21 protein-coding genes and 2 pseudogenes are annotated in these 25,434 nt (G+C 64.5%); 11 read left to right on the top strand and 12 right to left on the bottom strand.

Features of this window, described 5'->3' with window-relative positions:
• Positions 1-1,936, bottom strand: a 1,936-nt coding sequence (gene ctaD, locus F3J15_RS02195; RefSeq protein WP_166887169.1) for a cytochrome c oxidase subunit I, incomplete at its 3' end; no start/stop codon positions are given.
• A gap of 13 nt (positions 1,937-1,949) precedes the next feature.
• The gene (gene coxB / locus F3J15_RS02190) at positions 1,950-3,002 is read right to left on the bottom strand and encodes a cytochrome c oxidase subunit II (protein WP_166887167.1); all 1,053 of its coding nucleotides are present in this window, start codon (positions 3,000-3,002) and stop codon (positions 1,950-1,952) included.
• A 302-nt stretch (positions 3,003-3,304) separates the two neighbouring features.
• Here coxB and F3J15_RS02180 point away from each other — a divergent pair.
• Positions 3,305-3,972 (top strand): annotated as a pseudogene (locus tag F3J15_RS02180) (TolC family protein); the annotation flags it as partial.
• Between the two features lie 45 nt (positions 3,973-4,017).
• Here the strand turns inward: F3J15_RS02180 and F3J15_RS02175 are convergent.
• From F3J15_RS02175 to F3J15_RS02165, 3 genes are all read right to left on the bottom strand, one after another.
• A complete protein-coding gene (locus F3J15_RS02175; protein ID WP_166887164.1) occupies positions 4,018-4,572 on the bottom strand; it encodes a phasin family protein in 555 nt (184 codons plus the stop codon).
• A gap of 84 nt (positions 4,573-4,656) precedes the next feature.
• Positions 4,657-4,854 carry a hypothetical protein gene (locus F3J15_RS02170; protein WP_089449164.1) on the bottom strand — a complete coding sequence of 66 codons (198 nt, stop codon included), beginning with the start codon at positions 4,852-4,854 and terminating at the stop codon, positions 4,657-4,659.
• A 100-nt stretch (positions 4,855-4,954) separates the two neighbouring features.
• Positions 4,955-5,344: a hypothetical protein gene (locus F3J15_RS02165; RefSeq protein ID WP_166887161.1), complete on the bottom strand. Its 390-nt coding sequence runs from the start codon at positions 5,342-5,344 to the stop codon at positions 4,955-4,957.
• A 302-nt stretch (positions 5,345-5,646) separates the two neighbouring features.
• On the opposite strand from F3J15_RS02165, the gene F3J15_RS02160 reads away from it, so the two are divergent.
• The 5 genes and pseudogenes from F3J15_RS02160 (at position 5,647) to F3J15_RS02140 (ending at position 12,840) form a co-directional block, all read left to right on the top strand.
• Positions 5,647-6,339: a chemotaxis protein CheB gene (locus F3J15_RS02160; protein ID WP_166887158.1), complete on the top strand. Its 693-nt coding sequence runs from the start codon at positions 5,647-5,649 to the stop codon at positions 6,337-6,339.
• Between the two features lie 223 nt (positions 6,340-6,562).
• Positions 6,563-10,647: pseudogene (locus F3J15_RS02155) on the top strand (CheR family methyltransferase).
• Between the two features lie 15 nt (positions 10,648-10,662).
• Positions 10,663-11,241, top strand: a complete 579-nt coding sequence (locus F3J15_RS02150) for a hypothetical protein (protein ID WP_166887156.1) — start codon at positions 10,663-10,665, stop codon at positions 11,239-11,241.
• A gap of 50 nt (positions 11,242-11,291) precedes the next feature.
• The gene (locus tag F3J15_RS02145) at positions 11,292-11,888 is read left to right on the top strand and encodes a recombinase family protein (protein ID WP_166887153.1); all 597 of its coding nucleotides are present in this window, start codon (positions 11,292-11,294) and stop codon (positions 11,886-11,888) included.
• A 376-nt stretch (positions 11,889-12,264) separates the two neighbouring features.
• On the top strand, positions 12,265-12,840 hold the full coding sequence (locus F3J15_RS02140) for a YbhB/YbcL family Raf kinase inhibitor-like protein (protein WP_166887151.1): 576 nt from the start codon (positions 12,265-12,267) through the stop codon (positions 12,838-12,840).
• 157 nt (positions 12,841-12,997) lie between these two features.
• Here F3J15_RS02140 and F3J15_RS02135 read toward each other — a convergent pair whose 3' ends face one another.
• The 5 genes from F3J15_RS02135 to F3J15_RS02115 all read right to left on the bottom strand — a co-directional run bounded on the left by F3J15_RS02135 (position 12,998) and on the right by F3J15_RS02115 (position 18,057).
• On the bottom strand, positions 12,998-13,654 hold the full coding sequence (locus F3J15_RS02135; protein WP_166887149.1) for a hypothetical protein: 657 nt from the start codon (positions 13,652-13,654) through the stop codon (positions 12,998-13,000).
• Between the two features lie 174 nt (positions 13,655-13,828).
• The gene (locus F3J15_RS02130) at positions 13,829-14,659 is read right to left on the bottom strand and encodes a lysozyme inhibitor LprI family protein (RefSeq protein WP_166887146.1); all 831 of its coding nucleotides are present in this window, start codon (positions 14,657-14,659) and stop codon (positions 13,829-13,831) included.
• Between the two features lie 101 nt (positions 14,660-14,760).
• Complete coding sequence (locus F3J15_RS02125; protein ID WP_166887142.1) at positions 14,761-16,632, bottom strand: hypothetical protein; 1,872 nt, start codon at positions 16,630-16,632, stop codon at positions 14,761-14,763.
• A 172-nt stretch (positions 16,633-16,804) separates the two neighbouring features.
• Complete coding sequence (locus F3J15_RS02120; protein WP_166887138.1) at positions 16,805-17,635, bottom strand: hypothetical protein; 831 nt, start codon at positions 17,633-17,635, stop codon at positions 16,805-16,807.
• A complete protein-coding gene (locus F3J15_RS02115; RefSeq protein WP_166887135.1) occupies positions 17,626-18,057 on the bottom strand; it encodes a hypothetical protein in 432 nt (143 codons plus the stop codon). The genes F3J15_RS02120 and F3J15_RS02115 overlap by 10 nt, the downstream gene beginning before the upstream one ends.
• Positions 18,058-18,169: 112 nt before the next feature.
• On the opposite strand from F3J15_RS02115, the gene F3J15_RS02110 reads away from it, so the two are divergent.
• Together F3J15_RS02110 and F3J15_RS02105 are read left to right on the top strand one after the other, a co-directional pair.
• Positions 18,170-18,541 (top strand): hypothetical protein, encoded by a 372-nt coding sequence (locus F3J15_RS02110; RefSeq protein WP_166887132.1) that lies wholly within the window; start codon positions 18,170-18,172, stop codon positions 18,539-18,541.
• The gene (locus F3J15_RS02105; protein WP_240159097.1) at positions 18,541-19,488 is read left to right on the top strand and encodes a hypothetical protein; all 948 of its coding nucleotides are present in this window, start codon (positions 18,541-18,543) and stop codon (positions 19,486-19,488) included. The genes F3J15_RS02110 and F3J15_RS02105 overlap by 1 nt, the downstream gene beginning before the upstream one ends.
• Positions 19,489-19,645: 157 nt before the next feature.
• On the opposite strand, the gene F3J15_RS02100 is transcribed toward F3J15_RS02105, so the two are convergent.
• Positions 19,646-20,083, bottom strand: coding sequence for a hypothetical protein (locus F3J15_RS02100; RefSeq protein WP_166887128.1), 438 nt, complete (start codon positions 20,081-20,083; stop codon positions 19,646-19,648).
• 503 nt (positions 20,084-20,586) lie between these two features.
• Here F3J15_RS02100 and F3J15_RS02095 point away from each other — a divergent pair.
• On the top strand, positions 20,587-21,189 hold the full coding sequence (locus F3J15_RS02095; RefSeq protein ID WP_166887125.1) for a TetR/AcrR family transcriptional regulator: 603 nt from the start codon (positions 20,587-20,589) through the stop codon (positions 21,187-21,189).
• Positions 21,190-21,339: 150 nt separating this feature from the next.
• Here F3J15_RS02095 and F3J15_RS02090 read toward each other — a convergent pair whose 3' ends face one another.
• Positions 21,340-21,924 (bottom strand): LysE family transporter, encoded by a 585-nt coding sequence (locus F3J15_RS02090; RefSeq protein WP_240159094.1) that lies wholly within the window; start codon positions 21,922-21,924, stop codon positions 21,340-21,342.
• A 763-nt stretch (positions 21,925-22,687) separates the two neighbouring features.
• Between F3J15_RS02090 and F3J15_RS02085 the strand changes: the two genes are divergently transcribed.
• The gene (locus tag F3J15_RS02085) at positions 22,688-24,304 is read left to right on the top strand and encodes a tryptophan halogenase family protein (protein WP_166887119.1); all 1,617 of its coding nucleotides are present in this window, start codon (positions 22,688-22,690) and stop codon (positions 24,302-24,304) included.
• Positions 24,304-25,389: a monodechloroaminopyrrolnitrin synthase PrnB family protein gene (locus F3J15_RS02080; RefSeq protein WP_166887115.1), complete on the top strand. Its 1,086-nt coding sequence runs from the start codon at positions 24,304-24,306 to the stop codon at positions 25,387-25,389. Before F3J15_RS02085 ends, F3J15_RS02080 begins: the two co-directional genes overlap by 1 nt.
• The last annotated feature ends 45 nt before the right edge of the window (positions 25,390-25,434 follow it).

Below are 25,434 nucleotides of genomic sequence, written 5' to 3'. Positions count from 1 at the left end.
GCTGCCACAGCGTGCGCCGCGGCCACAGCCACGCGGCGGTGGCGATCGCGCAGCCGGCCACGGCCGCGCAGACGAGCGCGGGCGAGCGCACCAGCATCGCCGCGAACACGGCCGTCGCGAGCAGCGCGAGCACGAACGGGATGCACGTGTCGTCGGGCATCTTCAGGATCGCGTCCGGGGTGGCCGCGAGCGGCGTCACGGCGAGCGCCTCGCGCCCGTCGGCGAGCCGGTAGCCGACGCGCACGCTGGTGCGGCGCGCATCGTCGCGCGTTTCCCACAGCGGATGCCGCGACGCGACGAGCGGCAGCACCGCGAAGTTGTAGACGGGCGTCGGCGACGCGACCGACCATTCGAGGCCGGCCGCGCGCCACGGATTGGCGCCGGCACGCGCGCCGCGCCGCGCACTCACGAGCGCATTGACGACGAACATCACGATGCCGATGCCGAAGATGAACGAGCCGATCGTCGTCAGCAGGTTCGACGTGTCCCAGCCCATCCCGGGCGGATAGGTGTAGATGCGGCGCGGCATCCCGAGCAGCCCCGAGACATGCATCGGGAAGAAGCCGACGTTGAAGCCGATCAGGACGACCCAGAAGGTCCAGCGGCCGAACCGTTCGTTCATCATCCGCCCGGTGAACTTCGGGAACCAGTACGTGATCCCGCCGAGCACCGGGAACACGTTGATGCCGAGCAGCACGTAGTGCAGGTGCGCGACGATGAAGTACGTGTCGGTGAGCTGCCAGTCGAGCGGCACGGCGGCCGTCATCACGCCCGATACGCCGCCGATCACGAACATCAGCACGAAGCCCGCGAAATACAGGAACGGCGTGCGGAATACCGGCCGGCCGGTCCAGATCGTCGCGATCCACGCGAATACCGCGACCGCGCTCGGGATCGAGATCAGCATGCTCGCCGCGCCGAAGAACGCGAGCGCGAGCGGCGCGATGCCGGTCGCGAACATGTGGTGAACCCATACCTCGAAGCCGATCAGCATCGTCGCGACGGTCGAGACCGCGACCGCCTCGTACGCGACGAGCGGCCGCCGGCAGAACGCCGGCAACGCGTCGGACACGATCCCCATCGCGGGCAGCACGACCACGTAGACCCACGGGTGCGCGAACATCCAGAACAGGTGCTGCCACAGCAGCGGCCGGCCGTCGTGCGCGACGTCGAAGAAATGCGTGCCCGCATTGCGGTCGAGCCACAGCAGCAGGAACGCGAGGCTGACCGACGGCACCGCGACGAGGTTCGCGACCGATGCCGTCAGCGTGCCCCACACGATGATCGGCAGCCGGTCGATCGACATCCCGTGCGCGCGCATGCGCAGCAGCGTGACGACGAAGTTCGCGGCGCCGCCGGTCGTCGAGATGCCGAGCAGGATCATCCCGAGCGCGTAGATGTCGATGTTCGCGCCGGCGCTGTAGTCGAGCGACGTGAGCGGCACGTAGTTGAACCAGCCGCCGTCGGGCACCGCGCCGAGCGGAAAGCTCGCATAGAGGAACAGCCCAGCGAACAGGAACGCCCAGTACGAGAACGCGTTCAGCCGCGGGAACGCCATGTCGCGCGAGCCGAGCATCAGCGGCCACAGGTAGTTCGCGAAACCGGACAGCACGGGCAGCGCGTACAGGAAGATCATCGTGACGCCGTGCATCGTGAACAGCGCGTCGTATTGCGCGGGCGTCAGCAGGGTCGCGTTCGGCCGCGCGAGCTGAATGCGCATCACGAGCGCCTCGACGCCGCCGAGCAGCAGGAACGCGAACGCGGTGACGATGTAGCGCAGCCCGATGCGCTTGTGGTCGACCGTGCCGAGCCAGCCGCGCCAGCCGGGCGCCGATTCCCACAGCTCGGCGAGCGCGCGCTCGTGCGCCGAGCCGGGCGGCGCGTCGCCGAGGTCCGGCACACGGGCGGGGGCTGGCATGTCGCGGGCGATGGCCATCGGCATCCTCCGTTCAGTGCAGTGTCGCGAGATAGGCGGCGAGATCGTCGGCATCGCGCGGCGCGAGCGCGATCGACGGCATCAGCGTGTCAGGCTTGATCTGCTGCGCCTGCGCGACCCAGCGGCGCAGGTTCTCCGGTGTGTTGTCGAGCGTGCCGGCCGCGAGCAGCCGGCGCGACGCGACGTGCGTGAGATCGGGGCCCGCGTCGCCCGCCGCGTCGGTGCCGAGCACCGCGTGGCAACCCGCGCAGCGCGACCCGAAGACGCGCTGGCCGCGCCGTGCCGCCTCGGTACCGGGTGCGGGGGCCGGCTGGCGTTGCGCGGCGAGCCACGCGTGAAACGCGGCGGGCGGCTCGGCCACGACCTCGAGCGCCATGTGCGCATGCTGCGCGCCGCAGTATTGCGAGCACTGGCCGCGATAGATGCCCGGCCGGTCGGCCTGCAGCCATTGCCGGTTGGTCTGGCCGGGAATCGTCTGCGTCTTGCCCGCAAGCTGCGGCACCCAGAATGCATGGATCACGTCGGCGCTCTTCAGCTCGATCGCCACGGGCTCGCCCACCGGGATATGCAGTTCGTTCGCGGTGACGAAGCCCGTGCCGCTCGCGGGGTCCGGATAGCGCGCGGCCCACCACCAGTCGTGCGCGGTGACGACGATCGTCAGCGTGGGCGGGCGCGGTGGCGTCGCGACCGCGCCGAGCACGCGCAGCATGTAGACGAGCGCGCCGAACAGCAGCACGATCGACACGGCGCTGCCGGCGGCCACGAACATGACGCCATCGCGCCGGCCCCCGGCGCGGGTGCGGCGATGGAACAGCGCGACCAGCAGCAGCGCCGCGATCACGAGGCTCACCGCCATGCACAGCGCGAGCAGCGCCCAGCCGAGCACGAACACGGGCTGCGCGGCCGGCCCGGCCGCATGCGCGACGTACGCGAGCGGCAGCGGTTCGCCGGCCGCGCATGCGGCGGCCGGCGCGGCAACGCACGCGATTCCGGCGAGGCGCGTGACGCGGCGCGCTGTCGATGGCGGCGGGACGGGCAACACGGCTCCTGCGAAAGGCGACGACATGGGTCGACGGCACCCGGCACCGGAGCAATTCCCGTGCGCGGTGGGCGAACACGCGTGCCGCCGCGCGTTGCGTGTGCATGTCTTGCGCGTTACAGCCCCGTTGTAATTCGGCTGACCGTATGCGGCAGGTCGGTCGACCCGGCGGCCGACGCGGGGCGTGGCACGTCGCATGCTACGGCTACGCCGAGCCATCGACCATCCGGGCGAACGGCGCCTCCACGTGAAGACCGTCGCGATCACGCGCGAGCGCCGGCGTCGGCCGTGCAACCCCTCACGCCTTTGCGCGATGCGGCGCGAATGTCGCGCTGCTCGCACGCGATCCACGTGCGCTGCACGATACCGCGTGCGAAGTGCGCGCCTATGGCGTGCAGGCGCTGCCGATTGCCGTCGACGTCAGCGATGCCGCCGCACATGGGCTGGCGAGCGACCTCGATGTGCGCAGCGCGGACGCGCGACTCGCACAGATCCGCGCGCAACTGCCGCAGTTCGACCAGAAGATCGTACTGCTGAGCAATGGCCTCGACTACCTGGTCGGCGGCGCGCCGGGCGCGCTCGACGACTGCGTGCGTCGCACGTGCGCGAGCTTGCGCACTGGTCGCACCTGTTCTATGCATTCGGGCCGGCCGTGTCGCTACCGATCTTTTCCGGCGGCGCGCTCGTGTCGAACCTGCGGCTGTCGCAGGCGCGCCAGGCCGAAGCGGCGCAGCGCGACGTCGACAATGCGCTGGCCGTGTATCGCATCGACCAGGCGCGCGCGGCCGCGCTCGACGACGCGGTGAAGGCCGAACAGGGCGCGTTCGACCTGGCGCGCGACCGCTATCGCAAGGGGTTGTCGCCGTTTCTCGACGTGCTCGACGCCGAGCGGCAATGGTCACAGGGGCGGCAACAGGCCGAGCAGGGCGCGCTGCAGACGACGACCGATCTCGTCGCGTTGTACAAGGCGCTGGGCGGGGGATGGCGGTCGCCGTAGATTCGATCCGCCTGCGGCAACCGATCCAGCCGCCCGCATCGGCCGTTATCGTTTGGCCGCCTGCTGTTCCTGATCGACCGCACGTTTGGCCTGCTTCGACGCTGCCAGGGCGGCGACGTCGAAGTTGGTGCGCGCGACTTCGACGGCTTGCTGCCCCGTGCTGCCGAGGGTCTGGTACAGCGTGTTTGCGGCGACGATCGCGGAGTTCCAGGCCGCGACGGTCGCCTCGGAGCCGGACGGCGCGAATTTCACCGCATCATCGACGAACGCCTGGATCCCGTGCACGTATTGATCGCTGCCCGCCTGGGCGACCTTGATCACGTCGGCGTGGCCGGACGACACGATCTCGAGCCACTCGCGGCTGTAGGACTGAAGCTTTTCGGCCAGCGGCTCGGTGAACGCGCGCTGGACGGGCGTCCAGTCCTGCGGTTTGTCGATCGCGCTTTCCGCGACCGCCCACGCGTCCTTCAGGGCCGACCGTGTAAATCGTGCATTGAGTTCGGCCAGTTTCCCGACTTCATCGAGTAACGCACCGGCCAGACCGAATGCGAAGTCGAAATTGGCGCGCTGCGCGCTCGAAACCAGCTCCCGGGTTTTCATGATCTACGCTCTCCTGAATGGAAATAGCCACCGTGGTTTGATCGCCTCGTCGGCACATGCGTCGCTGCACCGTCAGGGCGCCTTTCAATACGTTTGCGTAACGATGCGAAGCAGCGTTTCGCCGTTGTGCGTCATGCGCAGGCGATGCGCGCCGGAAGCCAGGGTCTCGAGTTCCACGAGCCGCTGCGTGCGCAGCGTATCGAGTTCCTCGCTGCTCATGTCGATCTGGTCGGGCGCAGCCTTGACCAGCATGAGCGCTGCGATTTCGTGAGGGCTCAGCATGTTTGTCTCCTGGATTGCTTGACAGGCAATCTTTACCGTTTCGTTCTGATTGGGGTGAGACGGTATTGCGTGGCGGACGCGGCTTGCGCGTCGAACGCAATCAGTCTCGTTCGGGGCGTGCGACGTGCCGGGTGATATCCCTGACCAGCGTCAGCCTCGGATGCGGGCGAGCGGTGGCGACCGAATTCGCTGCCTCGCGCAACCGTTCCTTGCCGCGTCCCTGCACGACTGCCGAATTCGGCACCACGGCCATATGAAACAACGTGACAGTCAATTGCAAGGATGAATCGCCGAGCATCACCATGACGTCGTCGGCAAGCAGCGAATCCGGTCCGACGATATCGACCGTCATCGATTCGACGCCCAACCGCTGGTCGACATGCATGCTCCAGCGGCACACACGTACGCCGCTTCGCCACAGGCATCGCCATACCGTGATGACTTGCAGCTTGCCCGCGACAGCGCGAAATGAAAGTCTCTGGACGACCATTCTTTCACCTGTGAAGTAATGAACCTGACTGGGAAATGACGGTAACCAAGCTTATGTCAGGGACGACGGGAAAGTACATTGGGGGAAGCATGTCCGTATATAGAGCTTTACGGACAGGCCCGACGAACCGTGGAGGTGAGCGGAATGCGATCCGACACCACGGCCTGGGCCGTGCGGTACAGGAATTGCGCGTCCAATTCCTCCGGGCCGACCGAGCGCGCGGTGAATACGTTTTCAATGAAGTGAAGAATGCGCCGGCGATGCGGGTCTACACTTGAAGTAGCGGGAATATCGGAGGCACATTGACTCATCGGGACTTCATCGCAATCGGTACGTCGTCGGGCGGCGTCGATACGCTTCGCACCCTCGTTTCGCGACTTCCGCGCGACTTGCAGGCGACGATCGCGATCGTCCTGCACGTCGGGGCGCATGACAGTTTCCTGCCGTCGCTGCTGAGTTCGGCGGGCCCGCTTCATGCAGTGCACGCAAAGGACGGTGAGACCTACCTGCCAGGCAGAATCTACGTGGCGCCACCGGATCTCCATCTGATCGTCGAAGGTGCGGTGCTGCGCCTCATGCGCGGTGCCAAGCAGAACTTTGCGCGGCCGGCGATCGATCCGCTGTTTCGCAGCGTCGCGATCGAAATGGGGCCGCGCGCCATCGGGGTGATCCTGACCGGCCTGCTGGACGACGGCGCCGCCGGCCTCGATGCGATCCAGTCGTGCGGGGGCACCACGATCGTCCAGGATCCCGCGGAAGCGTTTGCGTCCGACATGCCGCTGCATGCCGTGCCTTATGCGGATTTCGTGTTGTCGCTCCCCGGGCTGGCGCGCCGGCTGATCGAACTGACGACGAGCCCGCTGGGCGACTCGACGAACAACGAGATCGCCAGCAGGCAACGTGCCGTCGAGCAGGTCGCCGGCGAGCAGCGCTCATGGATTGCCGAGTGCACGGCGCTCGGCCCGCTGAGCCGCATGACGGGTCCTCTACCTTGATCCGAACGGAATGTGGCGATACACATCGTCGTCTGACGAATTCACGCCGGTTGCGCGGTCGATGCCGGGCCGTGCACGCCCGCTGCGCCGGCGCGGCAAAGTTCTTGCAGTCAATGCTGTTGGAGGGATAATGGCGATCCACGCGTATCTTGGCGCAAGCGGGCCATGCGCCTGCCCGACCTTGGCCGCGTACACCATTATTCTTTCAACTGGACACGCAGCGATGTCGAAAAGACGTGGGCAGACTCTCCCGAGCCAGGCCAATCATCCTGTAGTTGGAATCGGCGCGTCGGCGGGCGGGTTGGGCGCCCTCCTGGAGTTCTTCGAAGCCCTGCCGGCACGCACGTCGATGGCGTTCGTCGTGGTCATGCACCTGGCGCCGGATCATGAAAGCAATCTGGCCGGCTTGCTGCAGAAGGCCACCGGCATGCCCGTCACGGAAGTCACGAGCGCCACGCCGATCGAGCCCGACCACGTCTACCTGATCGCGCCCTCCCTCGAACTGACGATGGTCGACGACTATCTGCGCGTCGCCCCCCATCGGCCGGAAGAGAGTGGCCGCAGGGCAGCCATCGATCTCTTTTTCCGGACCCTCGCGGAAGCCCACCGCGAACGCGCGATCGGCATCGTGCTGTCCGGTGCAGGCTCCGACGGCTCCGTCGGGCTGTCGAGGGTCAAGGAAATGGGCGGCATCACGTTCGCCCAGGAACCGGCGGAAGCGGAATACGACAGCATGCCGCGCAGCGCCATCGCGACCGGCATGGTCGACTTCGTGACCACCGCCGCGGAGATGCCGCAACGGCTGATGGATCTGTGGGTGACCGCGAAGGAAATCCATCTGCCCGTCACCGAAAACGAGGAGCGCCAGGAAGATCTGGTCAACGAGGCGGCCGAGCGCGCGTTGCGCGAGATCATGATCATCCTGCGCACGCGCACCGCGCACGATTTCCGGCATTACAAGCGGGCGACCGTACTGCGTCGGATCGAGCGCCGCCTGCAGGTCAACGGCATCACCGATCTCCAGGCGTACCGCGATTTTCTCCATCTGCATCCGGAGGAAACCCAGGCGCTTCTGCAGGACATGCTGATCAGCGTCACGAATTTCTTCCGCGATAAGGAGGCGTTCGACGTACTGGATCGCGACGTCCTGCCCCGTTTCTTCGAAGGGCGCGGCGAGCAGGATCGCATTCGCGTGTGGTCGGTCGGCTGCGCCACCGGCGAAGAGGCTTATTCGCTCGCCATGTTGCTGCAGGAGCGGTCGCTGAAATCGGCCGAGGGCGTGTCGTTCCAGGTCTTCGCGACCGACATCGACGAACGGGCCATCTCCTTTGCGCGCACTGGCTTGTACCCCGATTCGATTCTCGCCGACGTGACGCCGAGCCGCGTGCGCCAGTTCTTCGCGAAGGACGCCGCGCACTACCGCATCAAGAAGGAGCTGCGCGAGCACATGCTGTTCGCGCATCACAACGTGCTGAGCGACCCGCCGTTCTCGCGGCTCGACCTGATCTGTTGCCGCAATCTGCTGATCTATCTGGATCGGGAAGCGCAGATCGAAATACTGAAGATGTTTCATTTCGCGCTGCGTCCGGGTGGCGTGCTGTTTCTCGGCAGCTCCGAGTCGGCCGACAGCGTGAGTTCCATGTTCTCGGTCGTCGACAAGCGCAACCGCATCTACCGCGCGAACATGGCGGTGCGGGGCGACACCCCGGTACCGGTCGCCATTTCCGGCATGATGAGCACCCGGCCGGTCGTGACGACCATCCAGCCGCCGGGCCGCCGCCGCTTCTCGTTCGGCGACCTGCACCAGCGCCTGGTCGAGCAGCATGCGCCGCCGAGCGTGCTCGTCAGCCGCGATTCCGAAATCGTGCACCTGTCCGACCGGGCCGGGCGCTTCCTGCGCTATTCGGGCGGCGAACCCTCGCACAACATCATCGCCGTGGTGCGTCCCGAACTGCGTCTCGAGCTGCGCACGGCGATCTATCAGGCGCTGCACACGAATCGCAGCGTCGAGGCGCGGCGGGTGAGAGTCGAGCGCGACGCGCGTTCGTATTTCGTCAATATGACCGCGCGGCCCGTGCACGACCCGGAGGCCAACGCGGACTTCGTGCTGGTGTTGTTCGATGAAGTCGAAGACAGCATGAGCAGTGCCGAAACCGCGACGGTCGACGTGCAGAAGGACCCGATCATCAGCCAGCTCGAGCGCGAACTGCAGCGCACGAAGGAGCAGCTCCAGTCGACCATCGAGCAATCGGAAACGTCGACGGAAGAGTTGAAGGCCTCCAACGAGGAGCTGCAGGCCATCAACGAGGAACTGCGTTCGGCGACGGAAGAGCTCGAGACCAGCAAGGAAGAACTGCAGTCGATCAACGAAGAGCTGACCACCGTCAACGCGGAGCTCAAGTCGAAGGTCGAGGAAACCGGCAAGATCAACGACGACCTGCAGAACCTGATCGCGGCGAACGATATCGGCACGATCTTCGTCGATCGCAATATCTGCATCAAGCGCTACACCCCGCGGGCGACGGACGTCTTCAGCATCATTCCTTCAGATATCGGCCGATCGCTGCTGGACATCACGCACCGGCTCGAATACGACAAGCTCTCCGACGATGCGGCCGAGGCGTTCGATTCGCTCCGCCTGATCGAGCGCGAACTGCGGAGCAACGACGGACGCTGGTATCTCGCGCGCTTCGTGCCCTACCGCACGACCGAAGACCGCATCGACGGCGCGGTGCTGTCCTTCATCGACGTCACCGACCGCCGGCGGGCGGAAGACCGGCTGCGCGAAGGCGAGCGGCTGATGCGCGTCGTGACCGAAGGCACCAAGGACTACGCGATCATCACGTTCGACGACGGCGGCATCGTCACCAGCTGGAATGCCGGCGCGGAGCGGATCTTCGGGTATACCGAGGCCGAAATGATCGGGCAGTCCGCCGACCTCCTGTCGACCGACGAGGATCGCGTCAATCAGGTTGCCCAGCGCGAATTCGGCGAGGCCCGGCTGAACGGACGGACCGAAGAGGAGCGCTGGCATCTGCGCAAGGACGGCACCCGCTTCTTTGCGAGCGGGGTGCTGTCGCGCCTGGACGAGCCCGGCATCAGCGGGTTTGCGAAGATCGCGCGCGATCTCGGGGAATTCGCGCCGGCGTCCAGGGCCGGCCACCCTGCGCAGATCGGGCCGTTTCGCGAAACGAGCGAACAGGATGCGGTGCGGCGCCGCGACGAGTTCCTGGCCGTGGTGTCGCACGAACTCAAGAATCCGCTCAACCTCATTTCGGCGAGCGCGGAACTGATCGCGCGCGCGCCGGAATCCCGGCAAAACCTGAACATCTCGCGTGCCGCCGATACGATCCGGCGCACCGTCATCAGCCAGGCGCAGATCATCGACGATCTGCTCGACATTTCGCGCGTGCGAACCGGCAAGCTGTCGGTCGTGCGCACGCCGGTCGACATGCGCGAGATCGTGAAGCGCGTCACGCATGCCGTTCAGGACGAGGCGAGCCAGCGCGGCCTCACCCTCAACGTCGAGATTCCCAACGCGCCCGTCATCATTCATGCCGACCTCACGCGCATCGAGCAGATCGTCTGGAACCTGATCAGCAATGCGCTGAAGTTCACCAGCCGCGGGTCGGTGGACGTGTCGCTGCAGGTCGACGAACATGCCGAGGCCGTGCTGCGCGTGGCCGATACCGGGAACGGCATCGAGGCGGCGCTGTTGCCTCACATCTTCGACATGTTCCGGCAAAGCCGGGAATCCTCGGTGCGCCGTGCCGGTCTCGGCATCGGCCTTGCCCTGGTCAAGGAACTGGTGAACCTGCACGGCGGCATCGTGCAGGCGGAATCGAAGGGCGCCGGCCTCGGTGCGGCGTTCACGGTGACGCTGCCGACCCACCGCGTGCTCGCCGATGCGCGTTCGGCCAGCAGAAGTCCGGTCGAGTCGTTGCAGGGCCTGCAAGTGCTGATGGTCGACGACGACGCGGATACGGTCGAGACGTTCAAGCTCCTGCTGGAAGGCGAGGGCGCCGTCGTCCGGACGGCAACGAGCGGCGAGGCGGCGTTGTCGACGCTCGACGGTCATGTGCCGGACGTCGTGCTGTCCGACATCGGCATGCCGGGCATGAGCGGGCTGGCCTTCGTCGAAAAGCTGCGTGAAGTGCCGGCGCTGAATCGGTGCTCTGTATTGCGCTCAGCGGCTACGCACAGGACGCCGATGTGAAGCAGGCGCAACAGGCCGGCTTCGATGCCCACCTGAAAAAGCCCGTGTCGCTTGACGATCTGATGTCGGTCTTCACGCGGCTGCGCGGTTGACGCGCAAAACGAGACATGGAGGACGGGATCGATAACCGCAACGGAAATGCAAAGGCGCAGTTCGACGAAGCGGACCGGCGGCTCGGGGTGGCCGAGGCGCGCATCCGGTCGCTTTTCGCCAACCCGCTCGCGAACGAGGCCATCAGGCAATGCGCGCTGGAAGACTATCGCGAGGCGCGTCTGCTCTGGCTGAGCGCCGATGCCGTCCTGCGCAGTACATCGGTCATCGACAAACCGTCGCGGCAGGTGGGCCGGCGCATCGTGATTCTTCGCGGCAACGCGCATGTCGGTGAATCGGTTGCCCTGTTGTTGCGGCTGCGCGGATTCAGCACGACCGTGGTGCCGGCGCACCGTGCCGAAGAAGCGATTTCGCATGGCCCGGCCTCGGCGGTCGTCGTCGATGTGGAGCGTGATCCCGACGACGCTTGCATGATCGCCGTCAACACCGTCAATTTGCATCCGCGCACGCGTATCGTCGCCATGGTTCCACCGACACTGGGGCGTTACGCGTGGCACGGGTTCGATGCCGTTCTCGTGAAACCGGTTTCCATCGACATGATCGCGCACGCGATCATGGGCGATAGCGGGGCGTAGCGACGGAGGCGGTGCGTCCGCCGGCAACCTTGCATGCATCGGGGGGAGGCTTGAGCCGTACCTTTCTTTACATCAACAGTTCGACCGAGATCCCGTTCCCCGAGCAGGAACTGATTGCGTTCGACAAGGCCGGCCACACCGTCGTGCTCAACCGCGTCGCCATCGACCGTGTCCCGCCATATGTCGCCGCCGCCGAGCGGCCGGAACTGGCGGGCATCCTGAGGCGCGCCGTCCCTGGCGACTCGCTGGTGGTACTGGACATTGCCGCGCTCGGCGCCAGCGCGCGCGATGCCCTGTCGACCCTGATGCAATGCCGGAGCAAAAAGATCGTCGTCCAGTGCGTCGAAATCGGCAACGTCGATCTTGCGGGCCGCCCCGAACCGCAGGCGGTCAAGATGCTTCGGGCGGTGATCCGGCTGGAGACCGCGGCCCGGAGCCAGCGCGGTAAAGCGGGCGTGCAATCCGCACAAGAGAGCGGGCAGCACGTCGGTCGGCCCACCTCGCTTGCGCGGCACGATCGAGAACGCGTGATGCGCTCGCTCGACAAGGGGCTGTCGGTCAGTGAAGTCGCGCGCAGGTTCGGGACGTCCCGTCAGACCATCATGCGGATCCGCGCATCGCTTGCACTCGCCGCCGAAGAGAGTTGATCGATTTCGCGCGGCACCGCGTGAAGCAAGCATTGGTCAGCGATCCTGAATGGCCGCGCGCTCGATCTCATGATCGTCACGAATGAGATCGACATCATCCGCGAGCGCTACGAGAGAAGATCCGGCATACGGTCGCGGATTGTTCTGTTTCACGCAACATGCTTATGTTGTCTGCCGACCTACTGCCGAATTCACGATGAACCTAGGATGTGTCGCGCAGGCTGTCGCACAGGCAATCGGGTGAGCACGTCCTTGGTGCTACCCGTGTTTGAAGCGCGAGCCTGGAAACCGTATCGGCGATCGTTGCATGCTCTGTATCTCGAGTGTCAATCCGGTCGTGCGAAACATCACACCGCACCTATCTTGGGATCATGTCATGAGATTTGGTCTTTTTCTGCGAGCGAGTATCTGCTCCACGGTACTTTTCGCAGTCGTGCCCGCAGTTGCTTTTGCTGATCCGCTTACTGTAACGGTTGACGATCTCGACCATGATGGTCAGTTCGCGAATGCTCAGGTGTACAACGGATTTGGATGTCGTGGCGACAACGTCTCGCCTCGCGTCTCGTGGGCACACGTTCCGTCTGGAACCAGAAGCATCGTCGTCACCATGTACGATCCTGATGCCCCGACCGGCGGGCTCGGGTGGACGCATTGGGCAGTCGTCAATATCCCGCCTTCGGAAACGTCGATTCGGAAAGGGGCATCGGGAGATGTGCGGCTCATGCCGGTGGGCGCGCTCGAGACGCTGACGGATTTTGGCGAATCCCGGTACGGTGGGCCATGCCCGCCGCAAGGTGAGTCTCATCGATATATCGTGACGGTCTCCGCATTGTCCATTCCGCGTGTCGACGTGAAATCGACGTCGAGTCCGGCGGTCGTTGCCTATCAGATGCATGGAAACATTCTTGGACAGGCACAATATATCGCGACCTACCACCGAGCATCGAATTGACAGTGCGTGCCGATTCGCTCGCGGGACGATGTTTCGTTTCAGGGGCCGCAGAGGAAAGCCTGACGCGCATTGGCTGACCGCACAGCCACGATTCAAGGATCAATGAATTGCGATGGTTTTCCGGCTGATCCGGCCGGCGCAAAGCATGCGGTTTGCCCTATCGCACCAATACCGCCTTCACGCAGGCCGGACCCAGGGGCTCGCCGTTGTCGGAGAACGCCCTGAGCGGGTAGACCCTGATATCCATGCGGGGCCGCTCGAAAGCATCGAAGACCCACCGGTCGTGTTCGCCGTAATGGGTGTGGCGCCTGAACCCCATGGACTCCAGTGCCTCCGCGAATTGAGCGAATGTGGGTTCACACGTCGTCAGCGGAGAAGCCTGTGTACCGGGAATCGGATCAAATATCAGATCCACGCGCGGACCGGTATCACCGACCGTCACCCGCTGGAGACTGAATGCCCAGTTGCCCGGCAAGCGTTGACCATAGCCGAACTGATCCTTGCCGATCGGCGTGGTCTGCACGCCAAAGATGCGGTGTACCGTTTCGGGCGTGATGTCGGTAACCTGGCCGCTTGCCTGAATCAGCGCCAGCATGCGCTGTAGCGCTTGCGTCGTGCTCAGGTTGGCTGGCGCACGGGATTCGACAGGCGAATTGCCGGCGGGGTCCGGCGTGGCCGCGTCCGCGGCCTGTCCGTGCACGCTGCCAAACGGGATGCATAAACTCAATGCCGCCACGACGATCCCCCGCGTGACGAACATGCTGTCGGTGCGCCGGACTGAACATTCCGGAATGCTGCTTCGGGGCGGCATCATGCTGAATCCTTGTGGCGGGCGATGATTGGTAAAGGAAGCGCTTCGCACTCCCGATGGCCGATAAGAGCGGACTGGTTCAGTTCATGTGCCGGGATGCTTCGCACCAGCAGAATCGTGCATGTCTTGATCCTGCGTGGGAATGAACATCGCCGACGCAACCGATGCGCGCGGTACTCAGCGTGCCGCGCGAGGGTAGCGGCTGTCGGTCAGGCAGGCACGTAGCCAGCCCGTGTCTTCCGTGCCCAGTTCGGCTTCGGCATCCAGCTTGGGTAGGGCCGTTGGCGTCAAGGCCGGGCGGCCTGGATGGAGATTCCAGCCGGCGGCCGACTTGCGCGACTCATCCGCATCCGGACACGGGCTGCCGCCTTCGGAGCCGTCGCCGCACGCTGCGACGGTTTCCAGCCTGCCCTGGACGACGTTGCCGACCAGGCGTGTCACGTAGTAACCGCCGCTCGCCCAATCGTCCTGCAGGGTGCAGATCCTGTCCTGGTTCTGATAGCGGCGTTCGCTGAAGCATCCGTAGCTCAGTTGACCATCGTGGGGCAGGAAGTCGCATCGGGTCTCGAATCCGGCGAACGGGCCGCCCGTGAACTGCGTCAGAAACGTGCGCTGCGCAAGGGCCGTTTCAAGCAGGCGCGGCGCGGCCTTGCCGCGTTCACTCAAGGTCTCGGTGCGCTGGCGGATCGCCTGGAGCAGGCTCGCACGCAGGGCCTTGGCATTCGGTGCGCCGGGGAAATCGACCGGATCCGCGAAACGCTTGTCACGCGCCGCGAGCCAGCGTTTCTGACTGCGGACCAGCATCGCGCGCAATTCGCTATCGTTGCCCGCCTGCTGCATGATGGCCGTATAGGTTTTGCCCATTTCCGCATCGGCGGCCTTGAGTTTTTCATCGGCACAGATCGTGTGCTCGACGCGGTTGCCGGCCTTCTTGCAGTCGATTGCATGTGCGGAAGCCGCGGTGACGAGCAGGGCGACAGAGGCGACGTGCTGGATGGTGGGTTTCATGCTGGTTTCCGTGCGATTCGGTTGTTCAAGACCCGGGTGAGGCCGCGCTTCAGGTTTGGGCGATCATGGCAAATGTCCGGAGCGATGGTCGCGACGTGCGCTCAACGCACGCCGAGCGAATAGTCCTGACCGTACACCGAGCGAAGTTCACCCGGCTTGCCCAGGAGCTTGAGCGGGCGATACCTGGCGTTGGACAGGATGCGCGTGGCGCGCGGGTAGAACCCCGGGTCGGATGCCAGGCCCTGCACGTGCGCCATGTCGGCCGGGATGCGCGTGAGGGTATAGCGCGTCAGGTCGCACTGGATCTGGCCGCTGACGATCTCGCAGGCTTGCTTGTCGTAGTCCGCGTTGGGCGGCGTGGGGTACAGCCCGTCAATCACGACGGCTTCGCCCGCCGCGACGCTGAACGACGCAAACTCGCGCTTGAGCCGGGTCGAGACCGCCAGCCCGTCGACGGACTTCTCCCGGGTGACGGTCTTCCAGCCCGCGGGCTCGGTCATCTCCGATACCGTTCTCTTCTCCGTTGCCCAGAATGCGCAGCCGCCGCTCTGGACGAAGACCGACGAGCAGTACGTATCCGTGACCTCACGGTCACGAAACTGTGCGTTGAACCATTCCTGCGACTGGATGAAGTCGGTGTTCTTCTTCGGCAGCAACGCGATCTGCCCCAGCGGCGAACGCCCCGGCTTCTGCTGGGTGCCGAGCTGCGACATCGCGTCGGCGGTCGTCTCGTAGGTGTTGCCGGCGACCGTGTAGGTACCCGGATTGACGATGTAGACGAAGTACTGCGCGTTGCCCGCCACGAAGGTCGAGACATAGCCGTGCAGCCCCACTTCGTTGAAGGGTTCGTCCGGCCCCACGCGTATCACGTCACGGGCGTTGGCCTTGTTTTGCCAGATGGTGGTGGCGGTCACGTCGGTACGGAACGCCCATTTCTTCTCGTTGACGGCTTCGTCGCCGGTGTACTTTCTGTCGAGGTTGATGGCGGGCACGATCACGAGGGACTTGCCGGCCACCACGGCGCGGTTGATCAGCCAGTCGATGCCGGCGTGCCAGCGTTCCAGCTTCCGCTCGCGGGGCAGCGCCGGCGGCTCTTTCGATTCGCCCGGCGGCGCCGCGGTGGCGGCCGCGACGAGCGAGCAGATTTCCTTGCGCAGCGTGTCGTCGTCCATCTCCTGCTTCGGGTTGAGTCGGGCGACCACGGAGATCACGCCCAGCGACTCCTCCAGCATGAAGCGGATCGGGAACGCGCGCTTCTCGCCCTGGTCCGGGAGCGGCTGGACGAGCGTGACTTCGGTCAGCGTGCCGTGCCGTTCGTTCGACGTCACGCTCAGGTTTGCCGCGGTGGCCGCTTGTGTCAGCCGGGCGGCCGCATCGGCCGGGTTCAGCGCCTTGATCGGCAACCAGGTGGTGTAGTGGCGGCCGGTGACGCCATCCAGCGCGGGGCGGAAGTTGTAGGTGCAGGTGGTAAAGGCGGGCGCGCCCGGAAAGGCGTCGCCGGGCGATGCGGGCGCCGTAGCAGCCACGCCGGTGTTCACTGCGTTGCGGCTCATGTCGACGCGGCCGAGCATGCCGCACATGCCGCCCCGGATGGCTTCGGGTGCTGCCTGCATGCCTGGGGGCAACGTGGTCGCCACGGAAAGGGTTTTCGCGTCCTGATTGGCCGTCAGCGTAATGGCGAATCCGCGGGCGCGGTCACTTTGCTGTTGCTGGATCGTCAGCTGGCCGGTCGAACCGGTGTAGTGCTCGTCGCCGATCAGGAAGCCGTCGCCCGCGGCGATCTGCTTGAGTTGCGCGATGGCGTTGCGTGCATCCAGGCCCGGCACCGTGGCGAACGTCGAGAAGCGGGTGCCGGCACCGGTGTCGGCTTCACGCTTGAAATTGGCCTCGCAGCCGGCCGCAGCCGCGGCGTGGTGCCAGCCGAGACCCAGCATGAGCCCAAGAAAGGTCAGGCGCAGGCGTGCGGAATTCATGATGGTGCTTCCCCCGTGTAGTGATGGTGTCAAGCCGATGTCTTCCATTCGATCAGCAGTCCGGATGGGCGGCGATGCGCCCGAAACTCTGTGCTTCGGCCGCCTTTGCGGCGGCAGGCAGGCGCTGGCATGCACGGCGCGTGCGAGTGCCCTGATGCCCGCGCACGCCTGCTCAGGCGTTGGCGCCCTTGCACTTCATGCTCGCGATACGTTGGTCCGGCCGGGTGCGGTAGAACACGAAGTTCGTCGCCCCCGGGCCCTGATTGCCGCCCTCTTCATCGACGTAGGTTTCCGCAAACACCGGCACGGCGGCGTTGGCGATGCTGACCCGGAAGAACACGTTATTTTGTGTGTTCGGCGCGGTGGTGCCGTAGTCGAGCGCGCATCGGCCGGCGATGCGCTTGACCGTGGCACGGCGGCCGAGCTGGCGCAGCAGGATGTCCTGCGTGTCGTCGCTCGGGTAGAACTTGCGCAGCGCGATCGACAGGACGTAGGTCGCGTTGCCGTTGAGGACGACGCCGACGTGGCCTTCGTTGTCCATTTTGATGCCGGCTTCCTCGCCGACCTTGCCGTCCGGCACATCCACGTCGCCGAAGCCGGTGAGCAGCGTGCTGCCGCTACGGGTGTGCGTGGCCTCGGGGGAATGGCCGTCCGGATTGCCGAGCGGCTTCGCGTCGCTCCAGTGCACGCCTGGCAGGTTGTCGAACGCCGGCCAGGTTGCCGGCTTCGTCCCGCCGAATACGCCCAGCAGCGTTTGCAGCGGCGATGCCGGGGCTGTTTCCGGCACGTGGGCGGCCGGCAACGACACCGCGGATGCGGGGTCCGCCGTCAGGCTGGCGGGCGGCGTGGCGCGCTCGCACGCGCTCAGGCCGATCAGCAGGACGCCGGCGGATAGCGCACGCCGGACGGGGGGCGGGGGGCGCATGGGCAGACGTTGCATGAGGCGCTCCTGGTTGGCGCGGCGGCCCGGGTGAAGCAGCCGACGACGGGCGATCAGCGGCATTTGACGTCGTAATCCGTGACGGACGGGATGTCCTTCAACTCGGACACCACGCGTGGCGCGGAGGCATGCGTTTGTGCGGCGGCCGGCACGGTGAGCGCGAGGCCAAGCACCAGGCCGGCGCCGTACAGGCCCTTCGATGCGAACGATGCGGCAAGAAGCGGCAGAAAAGCGGCACGCGGCATGACAGAAGATCCGGAGAGATCGGTGGAAGCGGGCTTCAAGGTACGGCGCACAGGTATCTGCCTGTCGCTGGCATGGCGGGCGTGTATTAACCGCCGAATAATTAACCGCCGAATAGCACTTTTGTGAAACGTGTTCATTTCCCAAATATTAGGAACGGAAAATATATCGAGAAGTAGAAACACGGCGGCCGTCGTGCGTGCGCCGATTGCCTCGGCCTTGCTGATCGCGATTCTAGTCAAAGTAGATCGACTAGTATACATTCATCATATCGTTCTTCTCGCGTCGCCAAGGGGTGGGCCGGAGGCCAAGCGGTGCAAGGGCGCCGAGTGTGGTTTGGGCAGGAATTTCACCATGACGCTGACAGCCAGTATCAATGAGATTGCCCGTAGCCTGAACGGGTTGGAGCCACCTTGGCTGCCCGCCTACGACATGCGGGCCTATGCAGAAAAGGTGGATTCGGAATGCGGATATAGCGCCGAAATGATGGTCGCCCTCGAGATCAATACGAGAATGTTCGAGGAAGTCGTTGCATACGTGCATTTGTGCGGCGCGTTTGCTTCGCTGCATCCATCCACTGCGCGGCAGTACGAATGCGTGCGCAACGACCGGGCCGAAATCGACGATGTGCTCGCACACCATGGGACCGGCGCATGCCCGACGTACACGGGGTTGCTGACGTCGTTCGTCGATCGGGGCATCGTCGTGCGATGTGCGCCAGGTTGATGTCCAGCCCCAATAACGGCTTTGTGCCGCTTTCCTTTCGACAGCAACGCATCGTGTTCGCAGTCGCGAACAGGACCCAGCTCAAGATGACCACGCCTCCCGGACGCCCTGCCATGCAGACAAGAGCCATCAAGAAATCCACTGTTTTGTTCGCCCGGGTCAACCAGGCGATCGCCGACAGGTCGCGTCAATACCCGACGGCCGTTCGCGCGACGGTCGGGCTATTGCTCGTCGCCAGCGTGCTTTCGGGGTGCGCGCCGCTATCGGCGTCCGCGCCGGCCGATCCTCAACAACAGGCTGTCGCGGAGCAGCGGAATGCGAATGCGTTGTATAGCCGGAAGGTATTGGCATACAAGCCGATGTTCGAGAATCCTGGCGGCTATGGTCGAGCGCAGATACTGGACACGTACGAGGCGGTCCTCCAGCAGTACTCCGTCGCGGCAATCGTGTATGCCCGCATCATCTATCCCGAGGCTCGACAGACGCTTCCGCCGGCCTTGCAGCCATTGCCGGCGCCGTCGGGGCCGGTCACGCTGGCGGTCGTCAATCGCGACTACGAACATGTACTCGGCATGAGCGCTGCATTGTGGGAAATGGATATGGCGGCGAACTTTGGCCGGCCCTCCAAATTGCCGATACCGAAATACACCGGCCCTGTGCTGATCATGCCGCCTTTGCCACCGTTTCCGCCGCTGCAGGATGTTCGCGATCCCAAGTTCGCACGGCTCGTGACCATGACGAAGAAAGTAGACGACGCGCAGAAGGCGGATCTGGCACGAGAGCACGCCGCGATCGAGCAACAGTATGCCGAGCAGGCCGCGTGGCGGGCTCGGCACCCCATGGGGCAGTATGACAACATCGATCCGAGGACCGGACTACCGTACGCGCCCCCGCCACAGGAGACGCAGCGATGGTGCATGATGGGCGGTGGCCGGGTGCCTTGCTGAAAACGCTGCGCGCAACGGTAACGGCTGCCCGATCGGTTGCCGACCGGGCGGATACATGATCCCGACGAGGGATCGTCTACGTCAAAATTCGGTCATCGATGGAGGTGTCGGCTTGGGAGACGATGTTTGCTGACACCGCCTCGGCAGCGCATTGCAATCAGTTGATACCGAGGCGATGCAGGGCGCCCGTATTGCCGAAGCCCGCATTCCAGAGGCCGCAGTTTCCCTTCACTTCGTAGTAGCCGATGATGTTTTGCTTGTCCGTCCACAACATCACGTCGCAGCGCTCCTGAGTGTGAACGGTTTCGACATACTGAACGACGGTGTTGCCCTCTACTGCCGTACCTACCGCGCGTTGCGAATCCCACGCTGCGCCGTTTCGAGTGAACATGTACCACCGCTGCCCGTAAAACTTGCTATCGCGGCTCACGCTCGTTTCCACGCCCGTATGGTTCGGTCGGCCGAACCGCTTGATCGCCTCGTTGATATCCTTCCCCATCAGGTTACTGGCAGCTTCGCGCTCGGGAGCGAGCGTTGAACAAGCGGAAAGCAGTGACAAAAAGGCGACGCAGAGGATGCGCTTTTGAGTATGCATTTTTGGCCTTTGGAGGGCGATACGACGTGCGAGGTGGCTACCGGTCGACCGCCGCCGGGGGCGAGGCGAGGTAGGTTGCAACGAAGCACGTGCTTTCCCGAAAATGTTAGCTATTCGAAATAAAATCGGCCGTTGTGACGAGAATCACGCGTGGTTTGCGCGCTGCAAATTTTAGTCGAAGTAGATAGAGTGGTATACCTTCATTTCCTCGTCGTGCGTCGGCCAGGAGCGAACAGGCCGGGATGTCCGGGATCGATGGATGGCGACGCTCATCGGAAACGAGCAAGGTTCCTCCGCTTGGCCGCGTCGAGATGTCTGTCGCATCCCGCGCGAGGAGCAAGCGCGCATGTCATCGCGCACCGCAGGGAATGGCGGAGGGGCAGGCGTTACGGCCCCAAAGAGTGCGGTCGTATCCGGCAGTCTGCAACACATGCCTGACAGGCTGAAAGGAGCGGTGCTGGCGGCGGTGCTAAGATGCCGCCCTGTAGTCAGGAGATGCATGAATGCGCGCGAGCAAACGCCAGCAGGTGGTCGACAAGGCCGGTGAGTTGTTTTCCCTCCATGGCTTTCATCCGGTCGGCATCGACCGGATCATCGCCGAAGCGGACGTTGCCCGCATGACGCTCTACCATCACTTCGCGGGCAAGGACGATCTGATCAAGGCAGTGCTGGAACAGCGCTACACCTTCATCATGGAGAGCATCGCCGCCAAGCTCGGCCCCATGCCGCACGCCGCTGCGCGCCTGAAGGGGATTTTCGACTGGTACGGCACCTGGTTCAGCAGCCCGGAGTTCGCGGGCTGCCTGTTCGAGCGGGCGCTGGCCGAGTTTGGCGCGACCTGCCCGAAGGTGACCGACGTGGCGGTGCGCTATCGGGATGACTTGCTGGCCCTGATGGAGCAACTGCTTGCCGAGATCGTTCCGCGTCGCCGGGCACGTCAACTGGCAGGCGTGTACGTGATGTTGCTGAGCGGGGCCACGGCGGACGCGCGTGCGATCGGAGATCCGCGGGCTGCCGCAAGGGCATGGCGGGCGGCGGAGATGCTGCTGAACGAGTCCAAAGCCGCAGCTGAAAGCATGCGTAAAGCCCGGAGCCGTCGTGCTTGATCGTTGGTGGTCCTTGTCTTTGGTCTTGGCGCACCGTCGGCCGTAGCGGGTACGAACGCGGGCCAACGCCGGCAAGCATTCGGCGAATGCGGTGCAAGGTGCGCCCGGCATCCATGCCGATGGGTTCCACGAGAACGCGCCGGGCCCCCCTCATTGATTGAGCACCGAACTGGCCAGCGTTGCTGCGAACGTCAGCAACACCAGCGAGGAGCACCGCAACACGATGGAAGCCAGTCGGCCCTCCGAGCGATTCATGACCAGCAGTCGCCCCGACCGAGACCACAGCAGTCCGATCGGAATCAGGGTGATCAGAAATACACCTGTCGACGTCAAGAAAATCTCGAGCGACCTGAACGCCGACTCCGGGAAAATTGCGCTTGAAAACAACAAGGCCTTGGGATTCATCAAGGTCGCAAAGAACAGCCCTCGGAACGCCAGCGGCGGCGAGTCGGTGGCGCCGAAGTCGGCGCCTTTGAACCACATGTTCACGGCGAGGTAGAAGATGAACGTGGCGCTGATCAACTTGACGCAACTGACAATCCACGGATATTGCGTCGCCAACGACCAGAGAAAGAATCCCCATACGGTGATGGCGATCACATAGCCAGACGCCTCCGCCGCGACCAACCTGCACGCACCACGCAGATTCAGCTTGAGCCCGGCAGACAGCAGCAGCGTGTTTGTCGGCCCGGGGACCAGCAGCACAATGGCGGCGTAGAACGACATTTTCAGCATGGGACTCAATGTCAACATGGGCTGACCCCGTCTGACCAACGATTGGCTGGGTGAAATGGCCGATTACTGGCGAAGCGTGAATCTGTATGGGTTGTCGGAAGGCGACCCCGGCAGGATGGCGCCGGCAAAGCAGAAAGTGGCATGCAAGGCGACGGTGTCGGAACCCATCATTGTCAGGCCGAGTGGCGTCCCGGAATATGTGCCGCATAATCATAAGCCGTGGAAATTATCACTGACAACACTTATTCCTCACGTTTGAAATTCTGAAATTCCACGAGCGATTGATTCATTCGATCATCATGATATTCGAGTTTTTTGCGTGCTTAATCCGGTTCAGAAATAAAACCTGAGAATCTGGAATTGTCGTTGTCATTGATCCGGGAATTTGAAGGTTCCAGGTCGAAGTTACCGCAATAAGTCTGCTCACATTTTAATGGCGTAATTTTTGCGGGGCCGCGTCCGGTAATGTAATGGCGGCCGCCGATGCGTCTGGCCGGGATGGGCGAAAAATGGGGATAATTTAACGGTCATGCACTAACCATTAAATTGACAACAAATATAGTGGCTAATATGAAAACGGTTTATTGTCCGCGTGCATCGTATTCAGTATTTGGATCGCGAAACGGAGCCGGTGTAAAACAAATCAAAATCCTGTCAAACATGCCAGTTTGATTTAATTAATCGACGGCCTATTCTAAACGCGGATCAATTGAGCACCCTCGCGGAAGTCCATTCGGGTTTTAAATCCTATGGGAAGCGTGTCATGAGCAATCCGATCAAGCATATCGTCATCGTGGGCGGCGGCACCGCGGGCTGGATGTCCGCCTCGTACCTCGTCCGGGCGCTCCAGCAGCAGGCGAGCATTACGCTCATCGAGTCCGAGGCGATCCCACGGATCGGCGTGGGCGAGGCGACCATCCCGAATTTGCAGAAGGTGTTCTTCGACTTCCTCGGGATACCGGAGCGGGAGTGGATGCCCCAGGTGAACGGCGCGTTCAAGTCCGCCATCAAGTTCGTGAACTGGAGGAAGTCCCCCGACCGCTCGCGCGACGATCACTTCTACCATTTGTTCGGCAGCGTGCCGAACTGCGACGGCGTGCCGCTGACCCATTACTGGCTGCGCAAGCGCGAACAGGGCTTCCAGCAGCCGATGGAGTACGCCTGCTACCCGCAGCCCGACGCGCTCGACGCCAAGCTGGCACCGTGCCTGCTCGACGGCACCCGCCAGATGCCCCACGCATGGCACTTCGACGCGCACCTGGTGGCCGATTTCCTGAAGCGCTGGGCCGTCGGGCGCGGGGTGAAACGCGTGGTCGACGAGGTCGTGGAGGTTCACCTGAACGAGCGCGGCGACATCGCCAGCCTGTCCACCAAGGCGGGGCGGACGCTGGAGGCGGACCTGTTCATCGACTGCTCCGGCATGCGCGGGCTCTTGATCAACCAGGCCCTGAAAGAGCCCTTCATCGACATGTCCGACTACCTGCTGTGCGACAGCGCGGTCGCCAGCGCGGTGCCCAACGACGACGCGCGCGTGGGGATCGAGCCGTACACGTCCGCGATCGCGATGAACTCGGGCTGGACCTGGAAGATTCCGATGCTGGGCCGGTTCGGCAGCGGCTACGTGTTCTCGAGCAAGTTCACGTCGCGCGACCAGGCCACGGCCGACTTCCTCAAGCTCTGGGGCCTCTCGGACGAGCAGCCGCTCAACCAGATCAAGTTCCGGGTCGGGCGCAACGGGCGGGCGTGGGTCAACAACTGCGTCGCGATCGGGCTGTCGTCGTGCTTTCTGGAGCCGCTGGAATCGACGGGGATCTACTTCATCTACGCGGCGCTTTACCAGCTCGTGAAGCACTTCCCCGACACCGGGTTCGATCCGCGGTTGAGAGACGCGTTCAACGCCGAGATCGTCTACATGTTCGACGACTGCCGGGATTTCGTCCAGGCGCACTATTTCACCGCGTCGCGCGACGACACACCGTTCTGGCTCGCGAACCGGCACGACCTGCGGCTCTCGGACGCCATCAAGGACAAGGTCGAACGCTACAAGGCGGGGCTGCCGCTGACCACCACGTCGTTCGACGACGCCACGTACTACGAAACGTTCGACTACGAATTCAAGAACTTCTGGCTGAACGGAAACTACTACTGCATCTTTGCCGGCCTGGGGCTGCTGCCCGACCGATCGCTGCCGCTCTTGCGGCACCGGCCGGCGTCGATCGACAAGGCCGAGGCGATGTTCGCCCGCATCCGGCGCGAGGCCGAGCGTCTGCGGACGAGCCTGCCGACGAATTACGACTATTTGCGGTCGCTGCGTGACGGCGATGCAGGGCGGGCGCGCAGCCGGCCCGGGCCGGCGGTGGTGGCGCCGGAGACCCTGTAGTGGCGCGCGAACTGGGCCGGGTAGGCGAATTCGCGGCCGCGCACGCCGCGGTGGCGGCCTGCGATCCGCTGCAGGCGAGGGCGCTCGTGCTGCAGCTGCCGGGCCTGAATCGCAAGAAGGACGTGCCCGGCATCGTCGGCCTGTTGCGCGAGTTTCTTCCGGCGCACGGCGTGCCGCCCGGCTGGGGCTTCGTCGAAGCGGCCGCCGCGATGCGGGACATCGGGTTCTTCCTGGGGTCGCTCAAGCGGCACGGACACGAGCCCGTGGACGTGGTGCCCGGGCTCGAGCCGGTGCTGCTCGACCTCGCGCGCGCGACCGACCTGCCGCCGCGCGAGACGCTCCTGCATGTGACGGTCTGGAACCCCGCGACGGCCGACGCGCAGCGGAGCTACAGCGGGCTCGACGACGAAACGCACCTGCTCGAGAGCGTACGCATCTCGATGGCGTCCCTCGAGGCGGCCATCGCGTTGACGGTGGGGCTGTGCGACGTGCCGCTGCGGTCGCCCGCGTTCGAGGAAGGGTGCGTCGAGCTGGCGGCCTGTCTTCAGAAAATGGTCGAGTCCATCGTTTACGCCTACCGCTTCATCTCGCCGCAAGTCTTCTACGACGAGCTTCGCCCCTTCTACGAACCGATTCGGGTCGGGGGCCTAAGCTACCTCGGCCCCGGCGCCGTGGAAATGCCCCTCTTCGTGCTGGAGCACGTCCTGTGGGGCTCGCAATCCGACCATCCCGCTTATCGGGAATTCAAGGAGACGTACCTGCCTTATGTGCTTCCCGCGTTCAGGGCCGTCTACGCCCGGTTCGCCGGGGAGCCGTCGCTCGTCGACCACGCGCTCGCCGACGCGCAACAGGCCCGCGCGCGGGGCGAGCCCGTCGGAGCAGGGCTGGCGGCCCTCGAGCGGATCTTCGAGGTCCTGCTGCACTTCCGGGCGCCCCACCTCAAATTGGCGGAGCGGACGTACGAAGCCGGGCAGAGCGGCCCCACGATCGGCAGCGGGGGGTACGCGCCCAGCATGCTCGGCGATCTGCTCACGCTCACGCGTGCCGCGCGGTTTCGCCTGCGCGCCGCGCTCGACGAACCCTGACGCCTGACGCGCTTGGCCATGTGTTCCATCTCACCAGGAGAGCTT

Origin of the sequence: Burkholderia sp. Ap-955 (assembly GCF_011753045.1) — a bacterium.
Classification (GTDB): domain Bacteria; phylum Pseudomonadota; class Gammaproteobacteria; order Burkholderiales; family Burkholderiaceae; genus Burkholderia; species Burkholderia lata_D.
The sequence above is the reverse complement of the archived record's forward strand: the minus strand, read 5'-3'. Positions and strand labels throughout refer to the sequence as shown.